Here is a 24,045-nt window from a genome sequence, read left to right as displayed (position 1 = left end):
CGGCATTGTTGCCGATGGCCGGCGCCATTATGTTGCGCCGCAGATTGGTTTGGAGGGGACGATGACGGCAACCTGCCGGATCACCGGGATCGCGATGCTGGCGCTTGCCCTGTCCCTGGGACCGGCCGCGCCGGTCATGGCCGAGACGGCGGGCGCGGTCGAGCAGTCCGAATTGCCCGTGGTCACGCTGGCCACGGCCCAGCAGGACTGGATCGAGGCGCGGGTGCCGGTCTCGGGCTCGCTGGTCGCCCGGCAGGAGGTGCAGGTCCATGCCCTCGTCTCGGGGCACGAGATCACCAGCATCGAGGCCGAGGTCGGCGACCGTGTCGAGGCGGGGCAGGTGCTGGCGCGGCTGTCCGAGGATGTGCTGTCGGCGCAGCTGGCGCAGGCCGAGGCCGAATATCAGCGCGCCGAGGCCGGTGTCAGCCAGGCCGAAAGCCAGATCGCCAGCACCCAGGCCAGCCTGACCCAGGCGGTCTCGGCGCTGGAGCGCACCCGCAGCCTGCGGCAAAGCGGCAATGCCAGCCAGGCGGTGCTGGACCAGGCCGTCGCCACCGAGGCTTCGGCGCGCGCGGCGGCCGCCTCGGCCTCGGACGGGCTGGGCGTGGCGCGGGCGGCCGTGGCGCAGGCGGATGCGGCGCGGCGCATCGCGCGGCTGAACCTGGACCATGCCCGCATCACCGCCCCGGTCGGTGGGCTGGTGGTGGCGCGGACCGCCCGGCTAGGCGCCATTCCGGGCGGCGGCGGCGAGCCGCTGTTCACCCTGATTGCCGGCGGCGAGGTCGAGCTTGAGGCGGATGTGATCGAAACCGCGCTGAGCCAGCTCAAGCCCGGCGATGCCGCCGAGATCGAGGTCGCGGGCCTTGGCCACGTCGAGGGCAAGCTGCGGCTGGCGCCGGCGGCGGTCGATCCGGTGACGCGGCTGGGGCCGGCGCGCATCGCGCTGGACCCCGATCCGCGGCTGCGCACCGGGCTGTTCGCCAGCGGCTGGATCATCACCGACCGGCGGCAGGCGGTGACGGTGCCCGCATCGGCCGTGCTGGCCGATGCCACGGGCGAGCGGGTGCAGGTGGTCAAGGACGGCCGGATCGAGACGCGCGAGGTCCGCAGCGGGCTGATCTGGCAGGGCCGGCGCGAGATCCTGGAGGGCGTCGCATCGGGCGAGACGGTGGTGGCCCGCGCCGGCGCCTTCTTCCGCAGCGGCGATCAGGTGCGGGCGGCGCCATGAACTTCTCGGCCTGGTCCATACGCCATCCGGTGCCGCCCATCGCGATCTTCCTCGTGCTGGTGATGATGGGGTTCTACAGCTTCAGCCGGCTGGCGGTGACGGCCATGCCGAACATCGACCTGCCGCTGGTCAGCGTGGTGGTCAACCAACCGGGCGCGGCGCCCAGCGAGCTGACCCGGCAGGTGATCCAGCCGATCGAGGATTCCATCGCCTCGATCACCGGGGTGCGGCATATCACCTCGGCCGCGACCGACAGTTCGGCGCGGATCTATGTCGAGTTCGAGCTGGAGACCGACACCGACCGCGCCGTGAACGACGTCAAGGACGCGGTGGCCAATGTCCGCGCCGACCTGCCTGAATCCATCGTCGAGCCGCTGGTCCATCGCGTCGATGTCAGCGGCATGGCGATCCTGACCTATGCCGTCAGCAATCCCGGCATGAGCATCGAGGAACTGTCGGATTTCGTCGACGACGTGGTGTCGCGCGACCTGTCCACGATGCCGGGCGTGGCCAGCATCACCCGCATCGGTGGTGCCGACCGCCAGATCAACGTGGACCTGGACCCGGACCGCATCATGGCCTTCGGGCTGACGGCGGCCGAGATCTCGGAGCAGCTGCGCGTTAAGAACATCGACATGGGCGGCGGGCGCGGCGACCTGGCCGGCACGGAATATTCCATTCGCGCGCTGGGATCGGCGGGCGACGTGGCCCGGCTGGCGGCGACGCCGATCCTGATCGGCTCGGGCGAGGGGGGCGGGCGCACGGTGCGGCTCGACCAGCTGGGCAGCGTCACCGACGGCGCCAGCGAGGAACGCAAGTTCGCCCTGCTCGACGGCCAGCCCGTCGTGGCCTTCGGCGTCTTTCGCGCCTCGGGCGAATCCGACCTGGAGGCGGGCGACGGCACCAAGGCCCGCATCGCCGAGATCGAGGCGCGCAACCCCGGCACCCGGATCACCCTGATCGACGATGCGACCACCTATACCTCGGGCAGCTATCACTCGACCATGGAGACGCTCTACGAGGGCGCGGCGCTGGCGGTGGTGGTGGTGTTCCTGTTCCTGCGCAACTGGCGCGCGACGCTGATCGCCGCGGTGGCGCTGCCCTTGTCGATCATCCCGACCTTCTTCGTCATGCATTGGCTGGGCTTCACGCTGAACGGCATCAGCCTTTTGGCGATCACCCTGGTCACCGGCATCCTGGTCGACGACGCCATCGTCGAGATCGAGAATATCGTGCGGCACATCAACATGGGCGTTCCTGCCTATGAGGCCAGCATGGAGGCCGCGAACGAGATCGGCCTGACCGTCATCGCCATCAGCTTCTCGATCGTCGCGGTCTTTGCCCCGGTCAGCTTCATGGGCGGGATTCCGGGGCAGTATTTCAAGCAGTTCGGGCTGACCGTCGCGGTCTCGGTGCTGTTCTCGCTTCTGGTGGCGCGGCTGATCACGCCGATGCTGGCCGCCTATTTCCTGCGCGACAACACCCGCCTGGCCGAGGAACGCGACGGGCCGGTGCTGCGGGGCCTGATGGCGGTGCTGGCCTGGACGCTGCGCCATCGCGGGCTGACGCTGCTGATGGGGCTGGGGGTCTTCGCCGGCTCGATCTATTCCGCCACGCTGCTGCCGACCGAGTTCATCCCGGCCTCGGATGTCGGCCGCAGCCAGATCAGCATCGAGCTGCCGCCCGGCGCCACGGTGTCGGAAACCGAAGCCGCGGCGCGGATGATCTCGCAGCGCATCGAGGCGGTGCCCGAGGTGCGCTCGGTCTTCGTCAACGGCGGCGAGGACGACGTGGCCAAGGCCAAGCTGATGGTCAATTACGGCCCCAAGGAGGAACGCGAGCGGTCGAGCTTCGTGATCGAGGACGAATTGAAGCGCGACCTGTCGCAGATCCCCGACCTGCGGATCAATTTCCAGAACGAAGAGGGCAATGCCGACCTGTCGATCTCGGTCCTGGGCGACAGCGAGGCGGGCGCGGCCCAGGCGGCCGAGCGGCTGATGGCGGCGATGAAGACCCTGCCGGTGCTGGAGGGGGTGACATCCTCGGCCAGCCTGCAGCGGCCCGAGATCCAGGTCCATCCCCGCCCCGAGGTCGCGGCCCAGCTGGGCGTGACCGCCAGCGCGCTGGCGACGACGCTGCGGGTGGCGACGCTGGGCGACACGGAATCGAACCTTGCCAAGTTCAACACCGGCGACAAGCAGATCCCGATCATGGTGCGGCTGGACCAGGAGGCGCGGCGCGACCTGATGACGGTGCGCAACCTGCGGGTGCCCAGCTCGGCCGGGCAGGTGCCGCTGGAGGTGGTGGCGGATGTCTCGATCTCGGCCGGGGCGACCGAGATCGGCCGCTACGACCGGCGCTATCGCACCACGGTATCGGCGAACCTGGCGGGCGGCGCGCTGCTGGGGCCGGTGAACGCGCAGGTCACGGCCTTGCAGCAGCAGGTCGAGCTGCCGGCCGGGACCGAGATTCAGCCCTCGGGCGATGCCGAGATCATGGGCGAGGTGTTCCAGGCCTTTACCGTGGCGATGGTTTCGGGCGTGGTGCTGACCTATGTCGTGCTGGTGCTGCTGTTTCATAATTTCGTCACCCCGGTCTCGATCCTGATGTCGCTGCCCCTGGCCATCGGCGGCGCGATCCTGGCGCTGTTCCTGACCGGCAATTCCATCAGCATGGCGGTGGTGATCGGCTTCCTGATGCTGATGGGGATCGTGACCAAGAACGCCATCATGCTGGTGGAATTCGCGGTCAGCGCCATAGACCGCGGGGTCGAGAAGCGCGAGGCGATCCTGGACGCGGTCCACAAGCGCGCCCGGCCCATCGTGATGACCACCATCGCCATGACGGCGGGCATGGTGCCCTCGGCCATCGGCACCGGCGAGGGGGCCGAGTTCAGCGCGCCCATGGCCATCGCGGTGATCGGGGGCTTGCTGCTGTCGACGCTGCTGTCGCTGCTGTTCGTGCCCTCGCTGTTTTCCGTCGTGCATGGCGGGCAGGTGCGCATCGGCGGCTGGCTGCGGCGGCGGATCGGGCTGAACGCGGCACCCGAGGCGGCCGGGGAGTAAGGCCGGACCGGGGGCTTCGCGCCCCCGGACCCCCGCGGGATATTTGGACACGAAAGAATAAAGGGGGCCGGCGAGGGCCCCCTTTCCTTCGTTCCTGGCAGCCGGGTTCAGGCCAGCATGCCCATCGGGTTTTCCAGGTGCCCGACGATGGCTTCCAGCAGCTGGGCGCCGAGCGCGCCGTCGATCACCCGGTGGTCGACCGAAAGCGTCATCGACATGACGTTGCGGATCACCACCTCGCCATTCTCGACCACCGGGGTCTGGATGCCGGCGCCGACGGCGAGGATCGCGCCATGCGGCGGGTTGATCACCGCGTCGAAATTCTCGATCCCGAACATGCCGAGGTTCGAGATGGCGAAGCTGCCGCCCTGGTATTCGTGGGGCGCGAGCTTCTTGGTCTTGGCGCGGTTGGCCAGGTCCTTCATCTCGGCCGAGAGCGCCGAGAGCGTCTTTTGCTGCGCGTCCTTGAGGACCGGGGTGAAGAGCCCGCCCTCGACCGCGACGGCGACGGCCACGTCGGACGGTTTCAGCTTGAGGATGCGGTCGCCGGCCCAGACGGCATTGGCATCCGGCACCTCTTGCAGCGCCAGGGCGCAGGCCTTGATGATGAAGTCGTTGACCGACAGTTTCACGCCCCGCGAGTCCAGCTGCTTGTTCAGCATGGCGCGGAACTTCATCAGCTCGTCGAGCTTGGCGGACCGGCGCAGGTAGAAATGCGGGATGGTCTGCTTGGCCTCGGAAAGCCGCGCGGCGATGGTGCGGCGCATGCCGTCGAGCGCCACTTCCTCGGTCTCGCGGTCGGCGTAGATCTTGAGGATGGTTTCGGCCGAGGGGCCGGCCGGGGCTGCGGCCGCGGCGGGTGCCGGGGCGGCTTTCGGCGCCTCGGCGGCGGCCGGCTTGGCCGCGCCGGGCTTCGCGCCCTCGACATCCGCCTTGACGATGCGGCCATGCGGGCCGGAACCCGTCACGCCGGCAAGGTCGATGCCCTTTTCCGCCGCGATGCGCCGGGCGAGCGGCGAGGCGAAGATGCGCCCGCCATCGGCCGATTTCGGCGGGGCCGGGGCAGGGGCGGCGGTGGCCGTCGCTGCCGGGGCGGCTTCGGCTTTCGCCGTCTCGGGCTGGGCTTCCGCCTTGGGCGCCGGGGCGGCGGCGATGTCATCGGCGGATTCGCCCTCTTCTAGCAGCACGGCGATGGGGGTGTTCACCTTGACCCCCGCCGTGCCCTCGGCCACCAGGATCTTGCCCATCCGGCCTTCGTCGACGGCCTCGAACTCCATCGTGGCCTTGTCGGTTTCGATCTCGGCGATGATGTCGCCGGATTTGACCTCGTCGCCCTCTTTCACCAGCCATTTGGCCAGCGTGCCTTCCTCCATGGTCGGCGACAGGGCGGGCATCAGGATTTCAGTCGGCATCTTCTGCCCTCCCCTTAGCGATAGGTGACTTTTCTCACCGCCTCGACGACCTCGGCGGCGGTGATCAGCGCGTGTTTCTCAAGGTTCGCGGCATAGGGCATGGGCACGTCCTTGCCGGTGCAGTTGATCACCGGCGCGTCGAGCCAGTCGAAGGCGTTTTCCATGATATGGGCCGAGAGGTGGTTGCCGATCGAGGCGACCGGGAAGCCCTCTTCCACCGTCACGCAGCGGTTGGTGCGCTTGACCGATTCGATAACCGTGCCGTAGTCGAGCGGGCGCAGGGTGCGCAAGTCGATCACCTCGGCCTCGATGCCGTCGGCGGCCAGCTTTTCGGCCGCCTCCAGCGCATGGACCATGCCGATGCCGAAGCTGACCAGAGTCACGTCGCGGCCGGGGCGCACGATCTTGGCCTTGCCGAAGGGGATGGTGAAATCCTGCAGGTCCGGCACCTCGAAGCTGCGGCCGTAGAGGATCTCGTTTTCCAGGAAGATCACCGGGTTCGGGTCGCGGATCGCGGTCTTGAGCAGGCCCTTGGCGTCGGCGGCCGAATAGGGCATCACCACCTTGAGGCCGGGGATCTGCGCATACCAGGCGGCATAGTCCTGGCTGTGCTGGGCCGCCACGCGGGCGGCGGCGCCGTTCGGGCCGCGGAAGACGATCGGGCAGCCCATCTGGCCGCCGGACATGTAAAGCGTCTTGGCGGCCGAGTTGATGATATGGTCGATCGCCTGCATGGCGAAGTTGAAGGTCATGAACTCGACGATGGGACGCAGCCCGGCCAGCGCCGCGCCGGTGCCGATGCCGGCGAAGCCGATTTCCGAGATCGGCGTATCGACCACGCGGCGGGGCCCGAACTTGTCCAGCAGGCCCTGGCTGATCTTGTAGGCGCCCTGGTATTCGCCGACTTCCTCGCCCATCAGAAAGACGGTCTCGTCGCCGGACATTTCCTCTTCCATGGCCTCGCGCAGGGCTTCGCGCACGGTCATGGTCTTCATCGGCGTGCCTTCCGGCCAGTCGGGCGACTGGTCTGCGACCGGGGCCGGCGCGGGGGCCGCGGCCTGCGCGGGGGCGGCCGGAGCCTCGGCCCTGGCCTCGGCGGGCGCGGGCTCGGCCTTGGGTGCGGCATCGACGGATTCGCCTTCCTCGACCAGGACGGCGATGGGGGTGTTCACCTTGACCCCCTGGGTGCCCTCGGCGATCAGCAGCTTGCCGAGGATGCCTTCGTCGACCGCCTCGAATTCCATCGTGGCCTTGTCGGTCTCGATCTCGGCGATGATGTCGCCGGATTTCACGCTATCGCCTTCCTTGACCAGCCATTTGGCCAGCGTGCCTTCCTCCATGGTCGGCGACAGGGCGGGCATCAGGATTTCGGTTGCCATGGTTCCCTCCCCTCAGGCGTTCTGTTCCGCGCCGCCCTGCGGCACGTCCTGGGCGTAGATGTCGGTCCAGAGCTCCTCCAGCGGCGGCTCGGGGCTTTCCTTGGCGAACTCGGCGGAATCGTTCACGATGTCCTTGATCTCCTTGTCGATGGCCTTGAGGTCGTCCTCGGAGGCATGCTGGCCTTGCAGCAGCAGTTCGCGCACATGTTCGATGGCGTCGCGTTCGTCGCGCATCTTCTGCACTTCCTCGCGGGTGCGGTATTTCGCCGGGTCGGACATCGAATGGCCGCGATAGCGATAGGTCATGACCTCCAGGATGTAGGGCCCCTTGCCGGCGCGGCAATGCGCCACCGCCTTTTCGCCCGCGGCCCGGACCGCCAGCACGTCCATGCCGTCCACCTGTTCGCCCTTGATGCCGAAGGCTTCGCCGCGGCCGTAGAGCGTGGTCGACTTGGTCGAGCGCTTCATCGAGGTGCCCATGGCATATTGGTTGTTCTCGATGACGAAGACGACGGGCAGGCTCCACAGCTCGGCCATGTTGTAGGTCTCGTAGACCTGGCCCTGGTTCGAGGCGCCGTCGCCGAAATAGACGAAGGTGACGTTGTCGTTGCCCAGATACTTGTCGGCGAAGGCCAGGCCCGCGCCCAGCGGCACCTGCGCCGCGACGATGCCATGGCCGCCGTAGAAATGCTTTTCGCGGCTGAACATGTGCATCGAGCCGCCCTTGCCCTTGGAATAGCCGCCGATGCGGCCGGTCAGCTCGGCCATCACGCCGCGGGCTTCCATGCCGCAGGCCAGCATGTGGCCGTGGTCGCGGTAGGAGGTGATGCGCTTGTCGCCTTCCTTCGCCGCGGCCTCGAGGCCGACGACGACGGCTTCCTGGCCGATGTAGAGGTGGCAGAAGCCGCCGATCAGGCCCATGCCGTAAAGCTGGCCGGCCTTTTCCTCGAATCGCCGGATCAGCAGCATGTCGCGGTAGTATTTGAGCAGCTCATCCTTGGACACGTTGGGCGTGCTTTGCTTGGCTGCGGGCTTTCTGACCATGGGCCTCCTCCTCGGGGCGGGGATAGTTCAGCGTTAAACTAATTCTAGGCGAAGCTTTCGGGGGAAGTAAACCGGCGTTGTGCATCCGTCCAGAGGGCAGATGCGGAAAGCCGCTTGCCCCAGCCGTCGCCGGTCGCGCCGGCGGCGCGGCCGCAGGGGTATTTGGACAACGGAGAAACCGGAGGCCGGGGGCCCTGGGGGCCGTCAGCGGATGATGATCTCGTCGGCGCGCACCAGGCCCAGCACGTCGCGGGCGCGTTCGTCCAGCAGGTCGATGTCGAGGTATTCGTCCGACAGCCGCCGCGCCAGGTTGCGCATCCGGTCCACCTCGGCCTGCAGCTTGTCGCGCTGCTGGACCAGTTCCTGCGTCTCGGCCTGCAGCTGCACCCGGCGCAGGATGCCCGAGGGGCCCTGCACCGCCGCATAGGCGAAATAGACGCCCAGGAGGATCATCACGACGAAGAAGATGATGGCGCTGATCGACAGGCGCTGGGTCATGCTTGGGCCATGGGGCTGCTCGTTGGGCTGCTCATTCTTTTGGCCGGATCATGCCACAGGCGGCCCGTCGGGGGAATCCCCTAAGCGCCGCGCAGGATGTCGTCCAGCACCAGCGCCATGACGCGGGCGGAATCCTGCATGTCCTGCACGCCCACCCATTCGTCGGGCTGATGCGCCAGGTCCAGCACGCCCGGCCCGTAGGCGATGCAGTTCTGCAGCTTGCCGATGCGGTCGATATGCTTCTGGTCGTAGGTGCCGGGGCTGACGACATAGCCCGCCTCGCGGCCCAGCACCCGCCGGATGGCGGTGGCGGTCGAGCGCACCACCGGCGCCTCGCGGTCGGTCATGCTGGGGACCACCTCGAAGAGGTCGCGGATCTCGTAGGTGAAACCGGGGCGCGCCGCCTTGACCTTTTCCAGCAGCGCCGTGACCTCGCGTTTCACCTCGGACAGTTCCTCTTCGATCAGGAAGCGGCGGTCGATGGTGATGCGGCAGCGGTCGGCGACGCAGGGCGCGGGCAGGCCGGTGAAATCCGGGCCGAGATCCGGCTCGCCGCCATGGATCGAGTTGATGTTCAGCGTCGAGTTCCGCGCCCCTTCGGGGATCACCGGCATCTCGGTGCGCTTGGTCATCAGCAGCGGGAACAGCGTGCGCTCCATTTCCTCCAGCACCGCGCCCATGTGGCGAATGGCGCTGTCGCCCAGGAAGGGCATCGAGCCGTGGGCGATGCGGCCATGCGTCTCGATCTCGGCCCACCAGACGCCGCGATGGCCCAGGCAGATGCGGTCCTTGTGCAGCGGCTCGGGGATGATGACATGGCCGACATGGGCGAAGGCGCCCTGTTCGGCCAGGTAGGCCACGCCGCCGAAGCCGCCCGATTCCTCGTCCGCGGTGGCGCTGATCTCGATCTGGCCGGGATGGCCGGGGTAGAGCGCCACGAAGGCCTCCGCGGCGATGATGCTGGAGGCCAAGCCCCCCTTCATGTCGCAGGCGCCGCGGCCGTAGATGCGGCCGCCGTCCAGTTCCGCGGCGAAGGGATCGCGGCTCCAGCCGTGGCCGACCTCGACCACGTCGTGATGGCTGTTGAAATGCACGCATTCGCCGGGCGGGCCGCCGCGGTGGCGGGCGACCAGGTTCCAGCGCGGAAAGGCCTCGCTGTCGCCGGGCGCGCCATGGGCGCGGACCAGTTCGCAGGCCCAGCCCTGGGGCGCCAGCCGCGCCTGCAGGTATTCGCAGATCTCGCGATAGTTGCGGCCCGGCGGGTTCAGCGTCGGGATGCGGATCAGATCCTGGGTCAGGCGGACCAGGTCGTCGCGGCGGTTTTCGATCTCGAGGGCAAGGGCGTCCATGGCGCAAGGCTAGGCCGGGCGCGGCGGCGCGGCAATGGGGTCATTGACAGTCGCAGCGCGCCGGCCTTCCATGGGGCTGGCTTTTCGCAACCAGGGTCTGCCCGATGATCGCCTTTCTTCGCCTGATCGGCATGGTCCTGCTTGTCGAGCTGGTCTTTTACCTGCTCATCGGAACCTATATCCGCAGCCTGCGCCGCGAGGAGCTTGAAAAGGAATGGGATCGCCGCCATCCCGAGCGCGCGGGCCTGTCCCCGGAACGCGCCGAGTTCGTGCGGCGTTCGATGGTGGGCTTCAGCAAGACCCTGCGGGGGCGGCTTGCCCTGCTGGTGCTGGTCCTGCCGGTGGTCGCGATCATCGTGATCATCGTGATCGTGAACTACTATTGAGGGGGCGCCGATGCGCTGGTTCCTGACCGTCCTTGGGGTGATCTTCGGGATCGTGGTCTTTCTGTTTCTGGACTACACGCTGCCCTCGAAGCAGACGGTCCGCATCACCAACACCTACAACCGGCTGACCGACATCGGCGCCAATGCGTTCTTCTATGCCTCGCCCGATACCGGCACGGTGCAGAACGCCCAAGGCCAGCGCGACGTGCGCTTCATCGACACGGTGCGCCCGAACGGCAAGCCCCATGTCTATCGCAACGAGGATACCGGCTGGATCTGGCCACCCTATTTCAAATACGACAGCTCGAACCTGCATGCGCAGGCGACCGACCTGCGCTCGACCGCGGCGAGCCCGGAATGGGTCAGCGTGACCTCATACGGCTGGCGCATCGCCTGGCTCTCGGTCTATCCCAACGCCATCTCGATCAAGCCGGTGGCGGGGCCCGAGGTGAAGCCCTTCAACTGGGCGGCACAGATCATCCTGCTGATCCTGGGGGCGCTGCTGTTCCTGCTTTGGCGGATGTGGAACCAGTTCCGCGAGCGCACCATCGACCCGGCCGTGCGTTCGGCTGACGAGGCATGGGACCGGCTCGACGCCCGCGCCGACGCGGCGCGCGACCGGGCACGCGGGCGGATGCGGCGCTGGTGGGACGGGCTGCGGGGGCGCTGAGCGATGGAGCGCAAGAACCCCGGCACCGATTTTCGCCTCGACTGGTTAGAGAACATCCAGGTCAACACCCCGGCGGCCGAGCGCCGCGCCGCGAGCCTGACCGCGCGCCGCAGCCTGAAAAAGGAATGGCAGGCGGCCTGGCTTCTGAACGCGGTGCGCTGCATCGACCTGACCACGCTGGCGGGCGACGATACGCCCGACCGCGTGGCGCGGCTTTGCGCCAAGGCGCGCCAGCCGGTCGATGCCGGCCAGTTGGCGGCGCTGGGGGTCGATCACCTGACTACCGGCGCGGTCTGCGTCTATCCGACCATGGTGGCGGCGGCGAAACGGGCGCTGCGGGGCAGCGCGATCCCCGTCGCCTCGGTCGCGACCGGCTTTCCTGCCGGGCTGATGCCGCTCGACCTGCGGCTGGCCGAGATCCGCTATGCGCTGGACCAGGGCGCGGACGAGATCGACATCGTGATTTCCCGCGCGCTGGTGCTGCGCGGCGAATGGGCGGCGCTTTACGACGAGATCTGCGAGATGCGCGAGGCTTGCGGCGCGGCCCGGATGAAGGCGATCCTGGCGACGGGCGAGCTGAAGACCCTGACCAATGTCGCCAGGGCCAGCCATGTCGCCATGCAGGCCGGCGCCGATTTCATCAAGACCTCGACCGGGAAGGAGCCGGTGAACGCCACGCTGCCGGTGTCGCTGGTCATGCTGCGGGCGATCCGCGACTATCGCGACCGGACCGGCTTCGCCGTCGGCTTCAAGCCGGCGGGCGGGCTGAAGACGGCCAAGGACGCGCTGAACTGGCAGGTGCTGATGGCCGAGGAGCTGGGCCGCGACTGGCTGGACCCGAGCCTTTTCCGCATCGGTGCCAGTTCGCTGCTCTCTGACATCGAGCGGCAGGTTTCCCATCACGTCACCGGGCGCTATGCAGCCGCCCATCGTCTGGCCGCGGGGTGATGATGCCGAAGGTAAGCGAGATCATGGAAAGCATGGAATACGGTCCCGCGCCCGAGGACGCCTCGGCCGTCCGCGATTGGCTGCGCGAACGCGGCAGCTTCGGCCATTTCATCGCCGGGCGGTTCACCAGGCCGGGCGAGACCTTCGCCAGCCGCGATCCCTCGAGTGGCGAGGAACTGGCGCAGGTCACGCAGGGCACCGCCCGCGACATCGCCAAGGCGGTGCGCGCCGCCCGCCGGGCGCAGCGCAGCTGGGGCGCCATGCCGGGGCACGACCGGGCGCGCTTTCTCTATGCCATCGCCCGCACCATCCAGAAGCGCGAGCGTTTCCTTGCGGTGCTGGAGAGCCTGGACAACGGCAAGCCGATCCGCGAAAGCCGCGACATCGACGTGCCGCTGGTGGTGCGGCATTTCTACCACCATGCCGGCTGGGCCGAACTGGCCGAGACCGAGTTTCCCGGCCATGCCGCCTTGGGCGTCTGCGGCCAGATCATCCCCTGGAACTTTCCGCTGCTGATGCTGGCCTGGAAGGTGGCGCCGGCCCTGGCCGCCGGCAATTGCGTGGTGCTGAAGCCTGCCGAATACACGCCGCTGACCGCGCTGGCATTCGCCGAGATCTGCGCCCATGTCGGCCTGCCCGCCGGGGTGGTGAACATCGTCACCGGCGATGGCGAAACCGGCGCGGCGCTGGTTCAGGCCCCGGTAGACAAGATCGCCTTCACCGGCTCGACCGAGGTCGGGCGCGGCATCGCCCGCGCCACCGCCGGCTCGGGCAAGCGGCTGACGCTGGAACTGGGCGGCAAGTCGCCTTTCGTGGTCATGGAGGACGCCGACCTGGACGCCGCGGTCGAGGGCGTGGTCGAAGGGGTCTGGTTCAACCAGGGCGAGGTCTGCTGCGCCGGCTCGCGCATCCTGGTCGCCGAATCGGTCGCCGCGCGGTTCGAGGCGCTGTTGCGGGCGCGGATGGGCAAGCTGCGGCTGGGCGCGCCGCTCGACAAGTCCACCGATGTCGGCGCCATCGTCGATCCGGTGCAAAAGGACCGCATCCTGCGCATCCTGGACCGCGCGACCGCCGCCGGGGCGGAACTGGTCGGCGGCGCCGCGGCGCCGGGCTGCTTCATCGCGCCGGGCTATCTGCGAAACATCGCCCCCGCCAATCCCGGCATGGTCGAGGAGATCTTCGGCCCCATCGCCACGCTCTCGACCTTCCGCACCCCGGACGAGGCGGCGGACCTGGCCAACAATACCCTCTATGGGCTGGCGGCCTCGGTCTGGTCGGAAAGCGCGACTGTGGCCACCGACATGGCGGCGCGGATCAAGGCGGGCGTGGTCTGGGTGAATTGCGCCAATCTCTTCGACGCCGCCGCGCCCTTTGGCGGCCTGCGCGATTCGGGCTATGGCCGCGAGGGCGGGCGCGAGGGGATGCTGGACTATCTGGCCGCCCCGGTCGCCGCGCAGCGCGACCCGGCGCCGTCGGAAATCGCCCCGGCCGAGGCGCCCGAGATCGACCGCACGGTCAAGCTTTACATCGGCGGCGCGCAGAAGCGCCCGGACGGCGGCGCCAGCTATGCGGCGCAGGACGAACTGGTGCCCCTGGGCAACCGCAAGGACATCCGCAACGCGGTCGAAGCGGCGCAAGGGGCCTTGGCGAAATGGCAGGGTCTGGGCGGCCACGGCCGCGCGCAGGTGCTGTATTTCCTGGCCGAGAACCTGGCGCAGCGCCGCGCCGAATTCGCCGGCTATGCCAGCCCGGCCGAAGTCGATGCGGCGATCCGCCGCTGCTTCTTCTATGCCGGTTTCGCCGACAAATACGACGGCGCCACGGTTTCGGCCAAGCCCGGCCACCTGTGCCACGTCCAGCCCGAGCCGCATGGCGTCATGGGGCTGGTCGCACCCACGGCCGCGCCGCTGGCGGGCTTCATGGCGCTGGTGCTGCCGGCCATCGCCATGGGCAATGCGGTGGTGGCGATCCCGTCGCAGGACCGACCGATGGCGGCGCTGACGCTGGCGCAGGTGCTGGCCTGTTCGGACGTGCCGGGCGGCGTGGTCAATATCGTCACCGGCCCGCGTGACGAACTGGCGCGGGCGCTGGCCGGCCATGACGGCGTCTCGGCGATCTGGCATGCCGGCCAGGGCGAGGGGCTGGCCGAGGTGCAGCGCGCCGCGGCCGAGACCCTGATCCCGGTCTGGACCCCGGCGCCGCGCGACTGGAGCGATCCGCAGGCGCAGGGCCGCGAGTTCCTGCGCGCCGCCAGCCGGACCAAGACCGTCTGGCTGCCCTATGGCGCGCTTCCCGCCGGCACCGGCAGCGCGGCCTATTAGCAGGCTGCTGAAAAAGGATTTTGAGAGGGCGGCGCAGCGGAAATCGTTCTGGATCCAGCTAATATCGGCCCGAAATGGGGTGTTTTCGGCAAATTTGAGGCGGATTTCCCGGCTCCCCGCCCGCGCTGTCCTGTCGCAAGGACTTTTTCAGCAGCCTGTTAGTTCATCGACTGCGGTGGGCGGATGGCGTTGTCATCCGCGCGCCCAGCGGACAAACTCGGGCGGTCCCAGCATCGGAATCGCCCATGTATATCCCGCCGCATTTCCACGAGATCGACCCGCAGGAGATCGCCGCGCTCATCGAGGCGGCGCCCCTGGCCTGCATCGTGGCGCAGACCCCCGAGGGGCTGGTCGCCAACCACGTCCCGCTGCTGGCCGGCCCCGACGGCACGCTGATCGGCCATGTGGCGCTGGCCAACGACATGCACCGGCTGATCGCCGAGGGCCAGGAGGTGCTGGCGATCTTTCGCGGCGAGGACGGTTATGTCTCGCCCAATTTCTACCCGACCAAGCCCGAGCATCACCGCCACGTCCCGACCTGGAACTACCAGGTGGTCCATGTCCATGGCGGCATTGCCTTCCAGCATGACGAGCGCGCCAAGCGCGCGGCGGTCGGCCTGCTGACCCGCAGCCACGAGCGGCGGCTGAACGGCGCCGATGCCTGGCGCATGGCCGATGCGCCGGCCGATTACATGCAGCAGATGCTGGCCGGCATCGTCGCCTTTCGCATCGAGATCCGCCGGACGCTGGCAAAGTCCAAGCTGAGCCAGAACCGCGAGGCGCGCGATTATCAGGGCGCCATCGCAGGGCTGAGGGTCAGCGGGCACGCGGCGATGGCCGAAGCGATGGCAAGGCGGCGGCCGGGGGATGCCTAGCCGCTGAGCCTCGATAACGGCGGCCGGGACAGGCGCGACAAGGGGCTGGACGGCGGGATTCGAACGGCGCGGCAGCCGGTCCGCGCCTGCGCCATTGCCGGAGAACGAGGGCTTCGATCCCTCGGCGGGTCGATCGGTTGCATTGCAACGGCTATCCCCGACCTTCCGTGGCATCCTGCGCCGGCGAAGCGCAAAGATCACGGCATTCGCCGACGAACACCACGCGCTTTGCGGCGGCGTTCTTTCCCTGCCAGGGGCCGCCCTCATGGTCCTGGCGCCGAAACCTCGGCTCGCCGCAGGGCTGCGACTCCGGTTCGGAGGCGGCGTGCTGCGGATCGGTTCCACCGAACCTGCCTTTGGTTCGAGGGCTGGCAAACCTTGCGAGGGGATCGCAAAGGGTATTCGCCCGCCGACCGGAAAATCCCACCATGGGATCGCGGAGGCCATTTGTTCGCAGGCCGGCAAGCCTTGCTGGGGGTGGCAAAGGACATTCATCCGAAGGCCGACAAGCCCCGCCATGGGATCGCAAGGGACAGTCGCCAGCAGGCTGGCAAATCTCATGAGGGGAACGCAAAGAACAGCGCCCCGCCGCGGCAAGCCCGGCCTCTGTCGCGGTGCCGGGCGGCTTGGCCGTGCCCCACGGCTGCAAGCCTCCGATCCGCCGACGCATCGTCCGGGTCGAGGGGACGCGGTCCGTGCGGCGCACGCGGTCGAAAACCGCAGGCAGAGGCGCTCCGCCGCCCGGTCGGGCCAAGCGCAGCCAGTGTAGCTTGGCCTCGGTCGCGGTGCCGGGTGGCTTGGCCGGTGCCAAGGGCTGCAAGCCCGCGATCCGCCGAACGCCGGCTGTCCAGACCAAGGGGGCGCGGTCCGGGCGGGTCGCACGCGGTCGAAAACCGCAGGCAGAGATGCCCCGCCGCCCGGTCGCGCCGGGCGCAGTCAGCGCAGCTTGGCCCCGGTCGCGGTGCCGGATGGCTTGGCCCGTGCCGAGGGCTGCAAGCCCGCGATCCGCCGAACGCCTGCCGTCCAGACCAAGGGGGCGCGGTCCGGGCGGGTCGCACGCGGTCGAAAACCGCGGGCAGAGGCGCTCCGCCGCCCGATCGGGCCAGGCGCAGCCAGCGCAGCTTGGGCTCGGTCGCGGTGCCGGTGGCTTGGCCGTGCCGAGGGCTGCAAGCCCGCGATCCGCCGAACGCCTGCCGTCCAGGCCGAGGGGACGCGGTCCGTGCGGCGCGCGCGGTCGAAAACCGCAGGCAGAGATGCCCCGCCGCCCGGTCGCGCCGGGCGCAGTCAGTGCAGCTTGGCCCCGGTCGCGGTGCCGGTGGCTTGGCCGGTGCCGAGGGCTGCAAGCCCGCGATCCGCCGAACGCCTGCCGTCCAGGCCGAGGGGACGCGGTCCGTGCGGCGCACGCGGCCGAAAACCGCGGGCAGAGGTGCCCCGCCGCCCGGTCAGGCCAGGCGCAGCCAGCGCAGCCCGGCCTCGGTCGAGGTGCGGGGGGTGTATTCGGCGCTCACCCAGCCGCCATAGCCCGAGGCGTCGATGGCGCGGAACAGTTCGGCGAAGTCGATGTCGCCCTGCCGCGGCTCGTGCCGGCTGGGCCAGTCCGAGATCTGGATATGCCGCACCCGGCGGGCATGGCGCTGCCAGACGGTCAGCGCATCGCGATGGATCATCTGCGCATGATAGACGTCGAATTGCAGGCCCAGGTTCGGGGCCCCGACCTCGTCCAGGATCTCGGCCGCCAGTTCGAAACTGTCGAGGAAATAGCCCGGCATGTCGTTGCGGTTCATCGGCTCGATGGTCAGGCTGGCGCGGGCGTCGCGGGCGCAGGCCCATTTCAGGTTCTCGACGAAGGTGCGCCGCGCCAGCCCGCCCTGGGCCTTGCCGGCCATCACATGCAGATGCTTGACCCCCAGCGCCCGGCCGAAGCGCAGGGCACGGTCGAAATCGCCGCGAAAGCGCGATTCGTTGCCCGGCTCGGCGGCAAAGCCGCGCGGGCCGCCAGCCCAGTTCGGCGGCGGCGTGTTCATCAGCACGAACTCCACCCCCGCCGCCTGCGCGGCCTGGGCCAGTTCCTTGACCGCGAGGTCATAGGGAAACAGGATTTCCACCCCGCGAAAGCCCGCGCGCTTTGCGGCGGCGAAGCGCTGCAGCATGGGCATTTCGGTGAACAGATAGGTCAGGTTGGCGGCGAATCGCGCCATGGTCAGGGCTCCAGGGGAAAGACCGTCCCTCCCGAGTGCAATTCCATACGCCCGTTTTCGCCGGGCATAGCCGCATCGGCCAGTCGGTAGAATGTCTTGCGGTCGATCAGTGCCCAAAGACCGCGGCGGATATGGACATAGGGCCGCGGCTCCTCCGGCGTCCCGCGCATTTCTATCGCATGCTCGGGGCCGGCGCTGACCCGGTCGCCCACATTGGTGGTGAAGACGATGTCTTCGCCGATTTCGGCATCGACGGCGATGAAGGGCGCGTCGACCACGCGGATGCCGACCTTTTCGACCGGGGTGACGAGGAAATAGCCATCCCCCTCGCGCTTCAGGATCGAGGCGAAAAGCCGCACCATTTCCGGCCGGCCGATGGGCGTGCCGTTGTAGAACCAGCTGCCGTCGGCGCGGATCTCCATGTCCAGGTCGCCGCAGAAGGGCGGGTTCCACAGATGCACCGGCGGCGGCCCCTTTTTCGAGGCGCGGCTGGCCGAGGCGGCGATTCCGGCCGCATCGCTCACGGCATTGTCAGTCTTTTCCTCCATTCCCTGTGGACCCCGTCACACCTGCCTTTATGTTGTCCTAGAACAGAAACGGGGCATTGTCATGGCCGAGAATGAGAAACTGGTTTCCGAAGTCCTGACGCTGACCGACCGCCTGGCCCAGGCCCGCGCCAGCGTCGAGCATCGCTTCGTCGGCCAGCATGCCGTGGTCGAGCAGGTTCTGGCGGCGATCCTGTCGGGCGGCCATGCCCTGCTGGTCGGCCAGCCGGGGCTGGGCAAGACCATGCTGGTCGATACGCTGGCCACCGTGCTGGGGCTCGACTCGGCGCGCATCCAGTTCACCCCCGACCTGATGCCGGCCGACATCCTGGGCTCCGAGGTGCTGGACATCCGGCCCGACGGCACCCGCGCCTTCCGCTTCATCGAGGGGCCGGTCTTCACCCGGCTGCTGATGGCCGACGAGATCAACCGCGCCAGCCCGCGCACGCAATCGGCGCTGCTGCAGGCCATGCAGGAGGGCGAGGTCACCATCGGCGGCGAGCATCGCCCGCTGGGCCGGCCCTTCCACGTGCTGGCCACCCAGAACCCGATCGAGCAGGAGGGCACCTATCCGCTGCCCGAGGCGCAGCTCGACCGTTTCCTGTTGCAGATCGACGTGGACTATCCCGACCGCGACACGGAGCGCGCCATCCTGCTGGCGACGACCGGGGTCGAGCAGGGCCGGGCCCATGCCGTCTTCGACGCCGAGGGGCTGGTCGCGGCGCAGGCGCTGATCCGGCGCATGCCGGTGGGCGAGACGGTGCTGGACGCGATCCTGGACCTGGTGCGCGCGGCGCGTCCCGGCGCGCCCGAGGCGCCGGGCTGGATCGCCGACACGCTGGTCTGGGGGCCGGGGCCGCGCGCGGCGCAGGCGCTGACGCTGGTCACGCGGGCGCGGGCGGCGCTGAACGGCCGCTTTGCCCCGACGCTCGACGATGTCGAGGCCATGGCCGCCCCGGTCCTGCGCCACCGCATGGCGCTGAGCTTTGCCGCCCGCGCCCGCGGCGAGACCATCGAGGGCGTGATCGCGCGCCTGCTCGGCGACCGGATGCGGGCGGCGGCGTGAAACCCCAGGCCGATCAGCTGCGCGCCGGCGCCGAGGCTGCCTCGGCCGCCTTGCCTGCGCTGATGCTGTCGGCCGAGCGGCTGGCGGCGGCGCTGGTGCCCGGCGCGCATGGCCAGCGCCGCGCCGGCATGGGCGAGGATTTCTGGCAATACCGCCCGGCCACGGCGGGCGATACGGCGCGCAGCATCGACTGGCGCCGCTCGGCCCGGTCGGATGCGCAATTCGTGCGCGACCGCGAGGCGCAGGTGGCGCAATCGGCGGCGATCTGGGTCTCGGCCGCGGCGGGCATGGATTACACCGGCAACGCCGAGCGGCCCAGCAAGCGCGACCGCGCCGACCTGCTGGCGCTGGCGCTGGCCATGGCGCTGCTGGCGGGTGGCGAGCGGGTGGCGCTGGCCGGCCAGCCGCCGCGCCCCGGCCGCCTGCAGGCCGAGCGCATGGCCGAGGCGCTGGTCGCGCGCGCGCCCCTGCCGGGCGACGAGGACGCGCCCCCGGCCGAGGCCCTGCGTCCCGGCCAGCGCGTCATCCTGTTCGACGATTTCCTGGGCGATCCGCAGCCGGTGCTGGACTATCTGGCCCGTGCCGCCGGCCTGGGCGTGCAGGGCGCGCTGCTGCAGGTGCTGGACCCGGACGAAGAGGGCTTTCCCTGGCGGGGGGCGGTGCTGTTCCGCTCGGCCTCGGGGGCCTTGCGCCACGACACGCGCGACGCGGCCGGGCTGCGCGCGGCCTATCTGGCGCGGCTGGCCGAGCGCCGGGCGCAACTGACGGGCGCCGCGCGCATGGCGGGCTGGCATTTCGGCACGCATGACACCGGGGCGGCGCCGTCGCAGGCGCTGCTGTGGCTCTGGTCGGTGCTGGAGGGCTGATGCTGCTGATCGGTCCCATCGGCTTCCTGACGCCCTGGATCCTCGCGGCGCTGGCGGCGCTGCCGGTGCTGTGGCTGATCCTGCGCGCCATGCCGCCTTCGCCGAAGCTGGTGCGCTTTCCCGGCACGCGGCTGCTGCTGGGGCTCAAGGATCCGCATCCGGTGGCGCGGCACACGCCCTGGTGGCTGCTTCTGCTGCGGGTGCTGGCGATCGCGGCCCTGATCCTGGGCTTTGCCGGCCCGGTGTGGAAGCCCTCGCCGGATCAGGCCGGGCAGGGGCCCTTGCTGGTGGTGATGGATGCCGGCTGGGCGGCGGCGCCAGACTGGCCGCAGCGCCAGGCCCGCGCCCTGCGCGCGCTGGACCGCGCGGCGGCGGCGGGACAGCCGGCGGCGCTGCTGGTCGCCGACGGCACCGCGACGGGCGCGCTGCCTTTCCTGCCCGCGACCGAGCTTGCGGCGCAGCTGCGCGCCCTGCGTCCCGCGGCATGGGAGACGCGCTATCCCCCCGACCCGCAGGCGGCCTTGGCCGAGGCGCCCGCGGGCCTGTCGGTGCTGTGGCTCAGCGACGGGCTGGACCATCCCGGCCGGGCGGAATGGCTGGCGGCGCTTGCCGGGCGCGGCGGCGTGACCGTGGTGCCGCCCGACGGCCCGCGGCAGTCGCTGGAACTGGTGGCGGGCGACCAGCCGGCGCTGCGGCTGCGCTCGACCGGGGCGGCCGCTGCCGATGTGCTGGCCATCGGCCTCGACCCGCAGGGCACGCCGCGCGAGCTGGCGCGGCTGCGCCCCGGCGAGGGCGGCGGGGCTTCGGCGGATGCGGGCGTGACCAGCTGGCTGGTGCCCATCGACCTGCCCTCGGAATTGCGCAACCGCATCACCCGCTTCGAGGTCGAGGGCCATGGCTCGGCCGGGGCGGTGCTGCTGGCCGACGATTCCCTGCGCCGGCGCAAGGTCGCGCTGGCCGGCGACGACCGCGCCGGCGAGGGCCAGCGGCTGCTCTCGCCGCTGCACTACCTGCGCCGGGCCCTGGCGCCGACCACCGACCTGATCGAGGGGGGGCTGGGCGACGTGCTGCAAGCCTCGCCCGACGTGATCGTGCTGGCCGACCAGTTCGGCCTGGCCGAAGAGCCGGGCCTGCGCGAATGGGTCGAGGGCGGCGGGCTGCTGATCCGCTTTGCCGGGCCGCGCATGGCCGCCTCGGAACGGCTGGCCGAAGAGCCGCTGCTGCCCGTGCGGCTGCGCGCCGGCGGGCGCGACATCGGCGGCGCCCTGGCCTGGGGCGAGCCGCGCAGCGTCGCGCCCTTTGCCGCCGACGGGCCCTTTGCCGGGCTTTCGGTGCCCCAGGACGCCACCGTGCGCGCCCAGCTTCTGGCCGAGCCCGCGCCCGACCTGGGCGACCGCACCATCGCACAGCTTTCCGACGGCACGCCCCTGGTCACGCGGGCGGCGCTGGGGCAGGGGCAGTTGGTGCTGTTCCACACCACGGCCAATGCGGAATGGTCGAACCTGGCGATCTCGGGCCTGTTCGTCGAGATGCTGGACCGGCTGGTGCGCAGCGCGCGGGTCGGCAGCGCGGCGCCCGAGGCGGATCGCGCCGAACAGCCCTTCTGGCTGCCCGAACTGGTGCTGGACGGCTTCGGCCGCACGACCGAGCCGCAGGATGCCACGCCGGTCGCCGCGGCCGATTTCGCGCGCGGCCCGGCGCCGGGCGCCCCGGCCGGGCTTTATCGCGGCGGCGAGCGGGTGGCGGCGCTGAACGCGGGCGGGCCGATGGCGCCCGCCGACTGGCCCGGCGCCCGCATCGAGCGCGCGGCCGAGGCGCCGGGCCTCGACCTGCGCGGCTGGCTGGTCGCGCTGGCGGCGGTCCTTTTCGCGCTGGATGCGCTTGGCAGCGCCTGGCTGGCGCGCGGCAGGCAGGGGGCGACGGCATGAGGTGGCTTCTGACCCTGGCCGCGCTGATCTGGGCCGGCGCGCTTTGGGCGCAGGACGATCCCGCGGCCCCGCCCGACCCCCATCTGATGCGCGCCGCCGACGAGGTGGCGCTGGCCTATGTGATCACCGGCGATGCCGAGGTCGATGCCGCTTCGGAAGCGGGGCTGCGCGGCCTGTCCCATGTCCTGACCGCCCGCACCACGGTCGAGCCGGGCACGCCCATCGGCATCGACCCCGAACGGGACGACCTGTCGCTGCTGACCTTTCTTTACTGGCCGGTGACCGAGGCGCAGGCCCCGCCCTCGCCCCAGGCCTATGTCCGGCTGAACCATTTCCTGCGCTCGGGCGGGATGATCCTCTTCGACACCCGCGACGGCGACATCGCCGGGCTGGGCGGGCCGGACGGCGGCGCCGCGCTTCAGGGGCTGGCGGCGCCGCTGGACATCCCGCCGCTGGCGCCGATCCCCGCCGATCACGTCATCACCCGCAGCTTCTACCTGCTCAGGGATTTTCCCGGCCGCTACCAGGGCCGCGAGGTCTGGGCCGAGGCGCCCCCCGCCGATGCCCAGGCGGCCGAGGGCGTGCCCTTCCGCAATCTCAACGACGGCGTCTCGCCGGTCATCATCGGCGGCAATGCCTGGGCCGAGGCCTGGGCGATGGATGAGAACGGCCTGCCCATGTTCAGCATCGGTTCGGGCTTCGAGGGCGAGCGGCAGCGCGAGATGGCCTATCGCTTCGGCGTCAACCTGATCATGTATGTGCTGACCGGGAACTACAAATCCGACCAGGTGCATGTGCCCGCCCTGCTGGAGCGGCTGCGGCAGGAGGAGGTCGTGCAATGAGTGGCCTTGCCTTCGATCCGCTGCTGCCCTGGCCCTTGGTCGGCGGGCTTGCGGCGCTGGCGCTGCTGGTGGCGCTGTGGTCGCTGTGGCGCGGCCTGCGCGGCTGGGCCTGGCGCGGCATCGCCGGGCTGGCGGCGGCGGCGGCGCTGGCCGGGCCGGCGCTGGAATCGGGCATCCGCCACAAGCTGTCGGACATCGTGATCCTGCTCGACGACCGCAGCGCCAGCCAGTCCCTGCCGGGCCGGGCCGAACAGACCGATGCCGCCGTCGAGGAACTGACCCGCCAGCTTTCCGCCCTGCCCGATACGGAAATCCGTCGCGTGACCGTGGGCGACGACCCGGACGGCACCCAGGCCGGCACCGCGCTGACCCGTGCGCTGGCGGCCGAGCCGCAGGCCCGGCTGGCCGGGGTGATCGCCGTCACCGACGGGCTGGCCCATGATGCGCCGATGGTCCCGGCCTCGGCCCCGGCGCCGGTGCATGTGCTGCTGACCGGGCAGGCCCAGGACTGGGATCGCCGGCTGGTGATCGAGGAAGCGCCGGCCTACGGGCTGATCGGCAAGCCCGTCACCATCCGCCTGCGCGTCGAGGACCAGGGCGCCGTTCCCGTCGAGGTGGCGCAGACCCCCGCCCGGCTGCGCATCCTGCTGGACGGAGAAGAGATGCGCAGCCTCGACCTGCCGCCGGGGGTGACGCTGGACCTGCCGGTGGTGCCGGCACATGCCGGGCAGAACGTGGTCTCGATCGCATTCGACCCGCCCGAGGCGGCGGTGCCGGAACTGACCGACCGCAACAACGCGGCCGCCGTGCAGATCCAGGGCGTGCGCGACCGGCTGCGGGTGCTGCTGGTCTCGGGCGCGCCGCACGCGGGGGAACGGACCTGGCGCAACCTGCTGAAATCGGATGCGAACGTGGACCTGATCCACTTCACCATCCTGCGGCCGCCGGACAAGATGGACGCGGTCCCCGTCGAGGAGATGTCGCTGATCGCCTTTCCGACCCAGGAGCTGTTCATGGAGCGGATCCGGGATTTCGACCTGATCATCTTCGACCGCTACCGGGTGCGCGGCATCCTGCTGCCGCAATATTACGACAACATCCGGCGCTATGTCGAAGAGGGCGGCGCGATCCTGGTCTCGGCCGGGCCCGAGATGTCCTCGGTCGAAAGCCTGAACCTGTCGCCGCTGGGCGCGATCCTGCCTGCGCGCCCGACCGGCCGGGTCTATGACGAGCCGTTCCTGCCGCGCCTGACCGACGAGGGCGAGCGCCACCCGGTGACCGCCGGCCTGCAGGGCGCCCCGGTCGAAGGTTCGCAAAGCCATTGGGGCCGCTGGCTGCGCATGTCCCAGGTCATCCCCGACCCGCGCACCCAGGTGGTGCTGAGCGGCGCGCGGGACGAGCCGCTGCTGCTGCTCAGCCGGGTGG

The 24,045-nt window shown here is 70.1% G+C and carries 19 protein-coding genes; 12 read left to right on the top strand and 7 right to left on the bottom strand.

The window, feature by feature from the left end; all coding sequences use genetic code 11:
* Positions 1-61: 61 nt before the first annotated feature.
* Positions 62-1,228 carry an efflux RND transporter periplasmic adaptor subunit gene (locus tag IT40_RS13035; RefSeq protein WP_036755733.1) on the top strand — a complete coding sequence of 389 codons (1,167 nt, stop codon included), beginning with the start codon at positions 62-64 and terminating at the stop codon, positions 1,226-1,228.
* Positions 1,225-4,293 (top strand): efflux RND transporter permease subunit, encoded by a 3,069-nt coding sequence (locus IT40_RS13030; RefSeq protein WP_036755729.1) that lies wholly within the window; start codon positions 1,225-1,227, stop codon positions 4,291-4,293. The genes IT40_RS13035 and IT40_RS13030 overlap by 4 nt, the downstream gene beginning before the upstream one ends.
* 107 nt (positions 4,294-4,400) lie before the next feature.
* Here the strand turns inward: IT40_RS13030 and IT40_RS13025 are convergent, their stop codons facing one another.
* The 5 genes from IT40_RS13025 to IT40_RS13005 form a co-directional block, all read right to left on the bottom strand.
* Positions 4,401-5,705, bottom strand: a complete 1,305-nt coding sequence (locus IT40_RS13025) for a pyruvate dehydrogenase complex dihydrolipoamide acetyltransferase (RefSeq protein WP_036755727.1) — start codon at positions 5,703-5,705, stop codon at positions 4,401-4,403.
* 14 nt (positions 5,706-5,719) lie between these two features.
* The gene (locus IT40_RS13020) at positions 5,720-7,084 is read right to left on the bottom strand and encodes a pyruvate dehydrogenase complex E1 component subunit beta (RefSeq protein WP_036755724.1); all 1,365 of its coding nucleotides are present in this window, start codon (positions 7,082-7,084) and stop codon (positions 5,720-5,722) included.
* 12 nt (positions 7,085-7,096) lie between these two features.
* Positions 7,097-8,128, bottom strand: a complete 1,032-nt coding sequence (gene pdhA / locus IT40_RS13015; RefSeq protein WP_036755720.1) for a pyruvate dehydrogenase (acetyl-transferring) E1 component subunit alpha — start codon at positions 8,126-8,128, stop codon at positions 7,097-7,099.
* A gap of 204 nt (positions 8,129-8,332) precedes the next feature.
* Complete coding sequence (locus IT40_RS13010) at positions 8,333-8,626, bottom strand: FtsB family cell division protein (protein ID WP_036755717.1); 294 nt, start codon at positions 8,624-8,626, stop codon at positions 8,333-8,335.
* A gap of 80 nt (positions 8,627-8,706) precedes the next feature.
* Positions 8,707-9,975 carry an acetylornithine deacetylase/succinyl-diaminopimelate desuccinylase family protein gene (locus tag IT40_RS13005; protein ID WP_036755713.1) on the bottom strand — a complete coding sequence of 423 codons (1,269 nt, stop codon included), beginning with the start codon at positions 9,973-9,975 and terminating at the stop codon, positions 8,707-8,709.
* Positions 9,976-10,079: 104 nt separating this feature from the next.
* Between IT40_RS13005 and IT40_RS13000 the strand changes: the two genes are divergently transcribed.
* The 5 genes from IT40_RS13000 (at position 10,080) to IT40_RS12980 (ending at position 15,175) form a co-directional block, all read left to right on the top strand.
* Positions 10,080-10,361, top strand: coding sequence for a hypothetical protein (locus tag IT40_RS13000; protein WP_036755711.1), 282 nt, complete (start codon positions 10,080-10,082; stop codon positions 10,359-10,361).
* A 10-nt stretch (positions 10,362-10,371) separates the two neighbouring features.
* Complete coding sequence (locus tag IT40_RS12995; protein WP_036755708.1) at positions 10,372-11,031, top strand: DUF1523 family protein; 660 nt, start codon at positions 10,372-10,374, stop codon at positions 11,029-11,031.
* Between the two features lie 3 nt (positions 11,032-11,034).
* Positions 11,035-11,979 carry a deoxyribose-phosphate aldolase gene (deoC, locus tag IT40_RS12990; RefSeq protein WP_036755705.1) on the top strand — a complete coding sequence of 315 codons (945 nt, stop codon included), beginning with the start codon at positions 11,035-11,037 and terminating at the stop codon, positions 11,977-11,979.
* A gap of 2 nt (positions 11,980-11,981) precedes the next feature.
* Entirely contained in the window at positions 11,982-14,300 is a 2,319-nt protein-coding gene (locus IT40_RS12985) for an aldehyde dehydrogenase family protein (protein WP_036755841.1), read from the top strand.
* A 245-nt stretch (positions 14,301-14,545) separates the two neighbouring features.
* The gene (locus tag IT40_RS12980; RefSeq protein WP_036755703.1) at positions 14,546-15,175 is read left to right on the top strand and encodes an FMN-binding negative transcriptional regulator; all 630 of its coding nucleotides are present in this window, start codon (positions 14,546-14,548) and stop codon (positions 15,173-15,175) included.
* Between the two features lie 1,442 nt (positions 15,176-16,617).
* Here IT40_RS12980 and IT40_RS12975 read toward each other — a convergent pair.
* On the bottom strand, positions 16,618-17,373 hold the full coding sequence (locus IT40_RS12975) for a hydroxypyruvate isomerase family protein (protein ID WP_036755700.1): 756 nt from the start codon (positions 17,371-17,373) through the stop codon (positions 16,618-16,620).
* A gap of 2 nt (positions 17,374-17,375) precedes the next feature.
* Positions 17,376-17,921 carry a DUF1285 domain-containing protein gene (locus tag IT40_RS12970; protein WP_036755697.1) on the bottom strand — a complete coding sequence of 182 codons (546 nt, stop codon included), beginning with the start codon at positions 17,919-17,921 and terminating at the stop codon, positions 17,376-17,378.
* A gap of 61 nt (positions 17,922-17,982) precedes the next feature.
* On the opposite strand from IT40_RS12970, the gene IT40_RS12965 reads away from it, so the two are divergent.
* The 5 genes from IT40_RS12965 to IT40_RS12950 all read left to right on the top strand — a co-directional run.
* Positions 17,983-18,984: an AAA family ATPase gene (locus IT40_RS12965; protein WP_036755694.1), complete on the top strand. Its 1,002-nt coding sequence runs from the start codon at positions 17,983-17,985 to the stop codon at positions 18,982-18,984.
* Positions 18,981-19,850: a DUF58 domain-containing protein gene (locus IT40_RS12960; RefSeq protein ID WP_036755691.1), complete on the top strand. Its 870-nt coding sequence runs from the start codon at positions 18,981-18,983 to the stop codon at positions 19,848-19,850. Before IT40_RS12965 ends, IT40_RS12960 begins: the two co-directional genes overlap by 4 nt.
* Complete coding sequence (locus IT40_RS12955) at positions 19,850-21,778, top strand: BatA domain-containing protein (RefSeq protein ID WP_338117903.1); 1,929 nt, start codon at positions 19,850-19,852, stop codon at positions 21,776-21,778. The genes IT40_RS12960 and IT40_RS12955 overlap by 1 nt, the downstream gene beginning before the upstream one ends.
* Positions 21,775-22,620, top strand: coding sequence for a DUF4159 domain-containing protein (locus tag IT40_RS30640; RefSeq protein WP_338117739.1), 846 nt, complete (start codon positions 21,775-21,777; stop codon positions 22,618-22,620). The genes IT40_RS12955 and IT40_RS30640 overlap by 4 nt, the downstream gene beginning before the upstream one ends.
* Positions 22,617-24,045, top strand: a 1,429-nt coding sequence (locus tag IT40_RS12950) for a membrane protein (protein ID WP_036755689.1), incomplete at its 3' end; no start/stop codon positions are given. The genes IT40_RS30640 and IT40_RS12950, both read left to right, overlap by 4 nt.

The organism is Paracoccus versutus (genome assembly GCF_000763885.1).
Taxonomy (GTDB): Bacteria; Pseudomonadota; Alphaproteobacteria; order Rhodobacterales; family Rhodobacteraceae; genus Paracoccus; species Paracoccus versutus.
Note: the sequence above shows the minus strand (reverse complement) of the source record. Positions and strands in the feature narration are given on the sequence as shown.

Coding starts and splice junctions, on each gene's coding strand:
- IT40_RS13035 (WP_036755733.1), top strand. CDS start 62: ATGACGGCAACCTGCCGGATCACCGGGATCGCGATGCTGGCGCTTGCC.
- IT40_RS13030 (WP_036755729.1), top strand. CDS start 1,225: ATGAACTTCTCGGCCTGGTCCATACGCCATCCGGTGCCGCCCATCGCG.
- IT40_RS13025 (WP_036755727.1), bottom strand. CDS start 5,705: ATGCCGACTGAAATCCTGATGCCCGCCCTGTCGCCGACCATGGAGGAA.
- IT40_RS13020 (WP_036755724.1), bottom strand. CDS start 7,084: ATGGCAACCGAAATCCTGATGCCCGCCCTGTCGCCGACCATGGAGGAA.
- pdhA (WP_036755720.1), bottom strand. CDS start 8,128: ATGGTCAGAAAGCCCGCAGCCAAGCAAAGCACGCCCAACGTGTCCAAG.
- IT40_RS13010 (WP_036755717.1), bottom strand. CDS start 8,626: ATGACCCAGCGCCTGTCGATCAGCGCCATCATCTTCTTCGTCGTGATG.
- IT40_RS13005 (WP_036755713.1), bottom strand. CDS start 9,975: ATGGACGCCCTTGCCCTCGAGATCGAAAACCGCCGCGACGACCTGGTC.
- IT40_RS13000 (WP_036755711.1), top strand. CDS start 10,080: ATGATCGCCTTTCTTCGCCTGATCGGCATGGTCCTGCTTGTCGAGCTG.
- IT40_RS12995 (WP_036755708.1), top strand. CDS start 10,372: ATGCGCTGGTTCCTGACCGTCCTTGGGGTGATCTTCGGGATCGTGGTC.
- deoC (WP_036755705.1), top strand. CDS start 11,035: ATGGAGCGCAAGAACCCCGGCACCGATTTTCGCCTCGACTGGTTAGAG.
- IT40_RS12985 (WP_036755841.1), top strand. CDS start 11,982: ATGCCGAAGGTAAGCGAGATCATGGAAAGCATGGAATACGGTCCCGCG.
- IT40_RS12980 (WP_036755703.1), top strand. CDS start 14,546: ATGTATATCCCGCCGCATTTCCACGAGATCGACCCGCAGGAGATCGCC.
- IT40_RS12975 (WP_036755700.1), bottom strand. CDS start 17,373: ATGGCGCGATTCGCCGCCAACCTGACCTATCTGTTCACCGAAATGCCC.
- IT40_RS12970 (WP_036755697.1), bottom strand. CDS start 17,921: ATGGAGGAAAAGACTGACAATGCCGTGAGCGATGCGGCCGGAATCGCC.
- IT40_RS12965 (WP_036755694.1), top strand. CDS start 17,983: ATGGCCGAGAATGAGAAACTGGTTTCCGAAGTCCTGACGCTGACCGAC.
- IT40_RS12955 (WP_338117903.1), top strand. CDS start 19,850: ATGCTGCTGATCGGTCCCATCGGCTTCCTGACGCCCTGGATCCTCGCG.
- IT40_RS30640 (WP_338117739.1), top strand. CDS start 21,775: ATGAGGTGGCTTCTGACCCTGGCCGCGCTGATCTGGGCCGGCGCGCTT.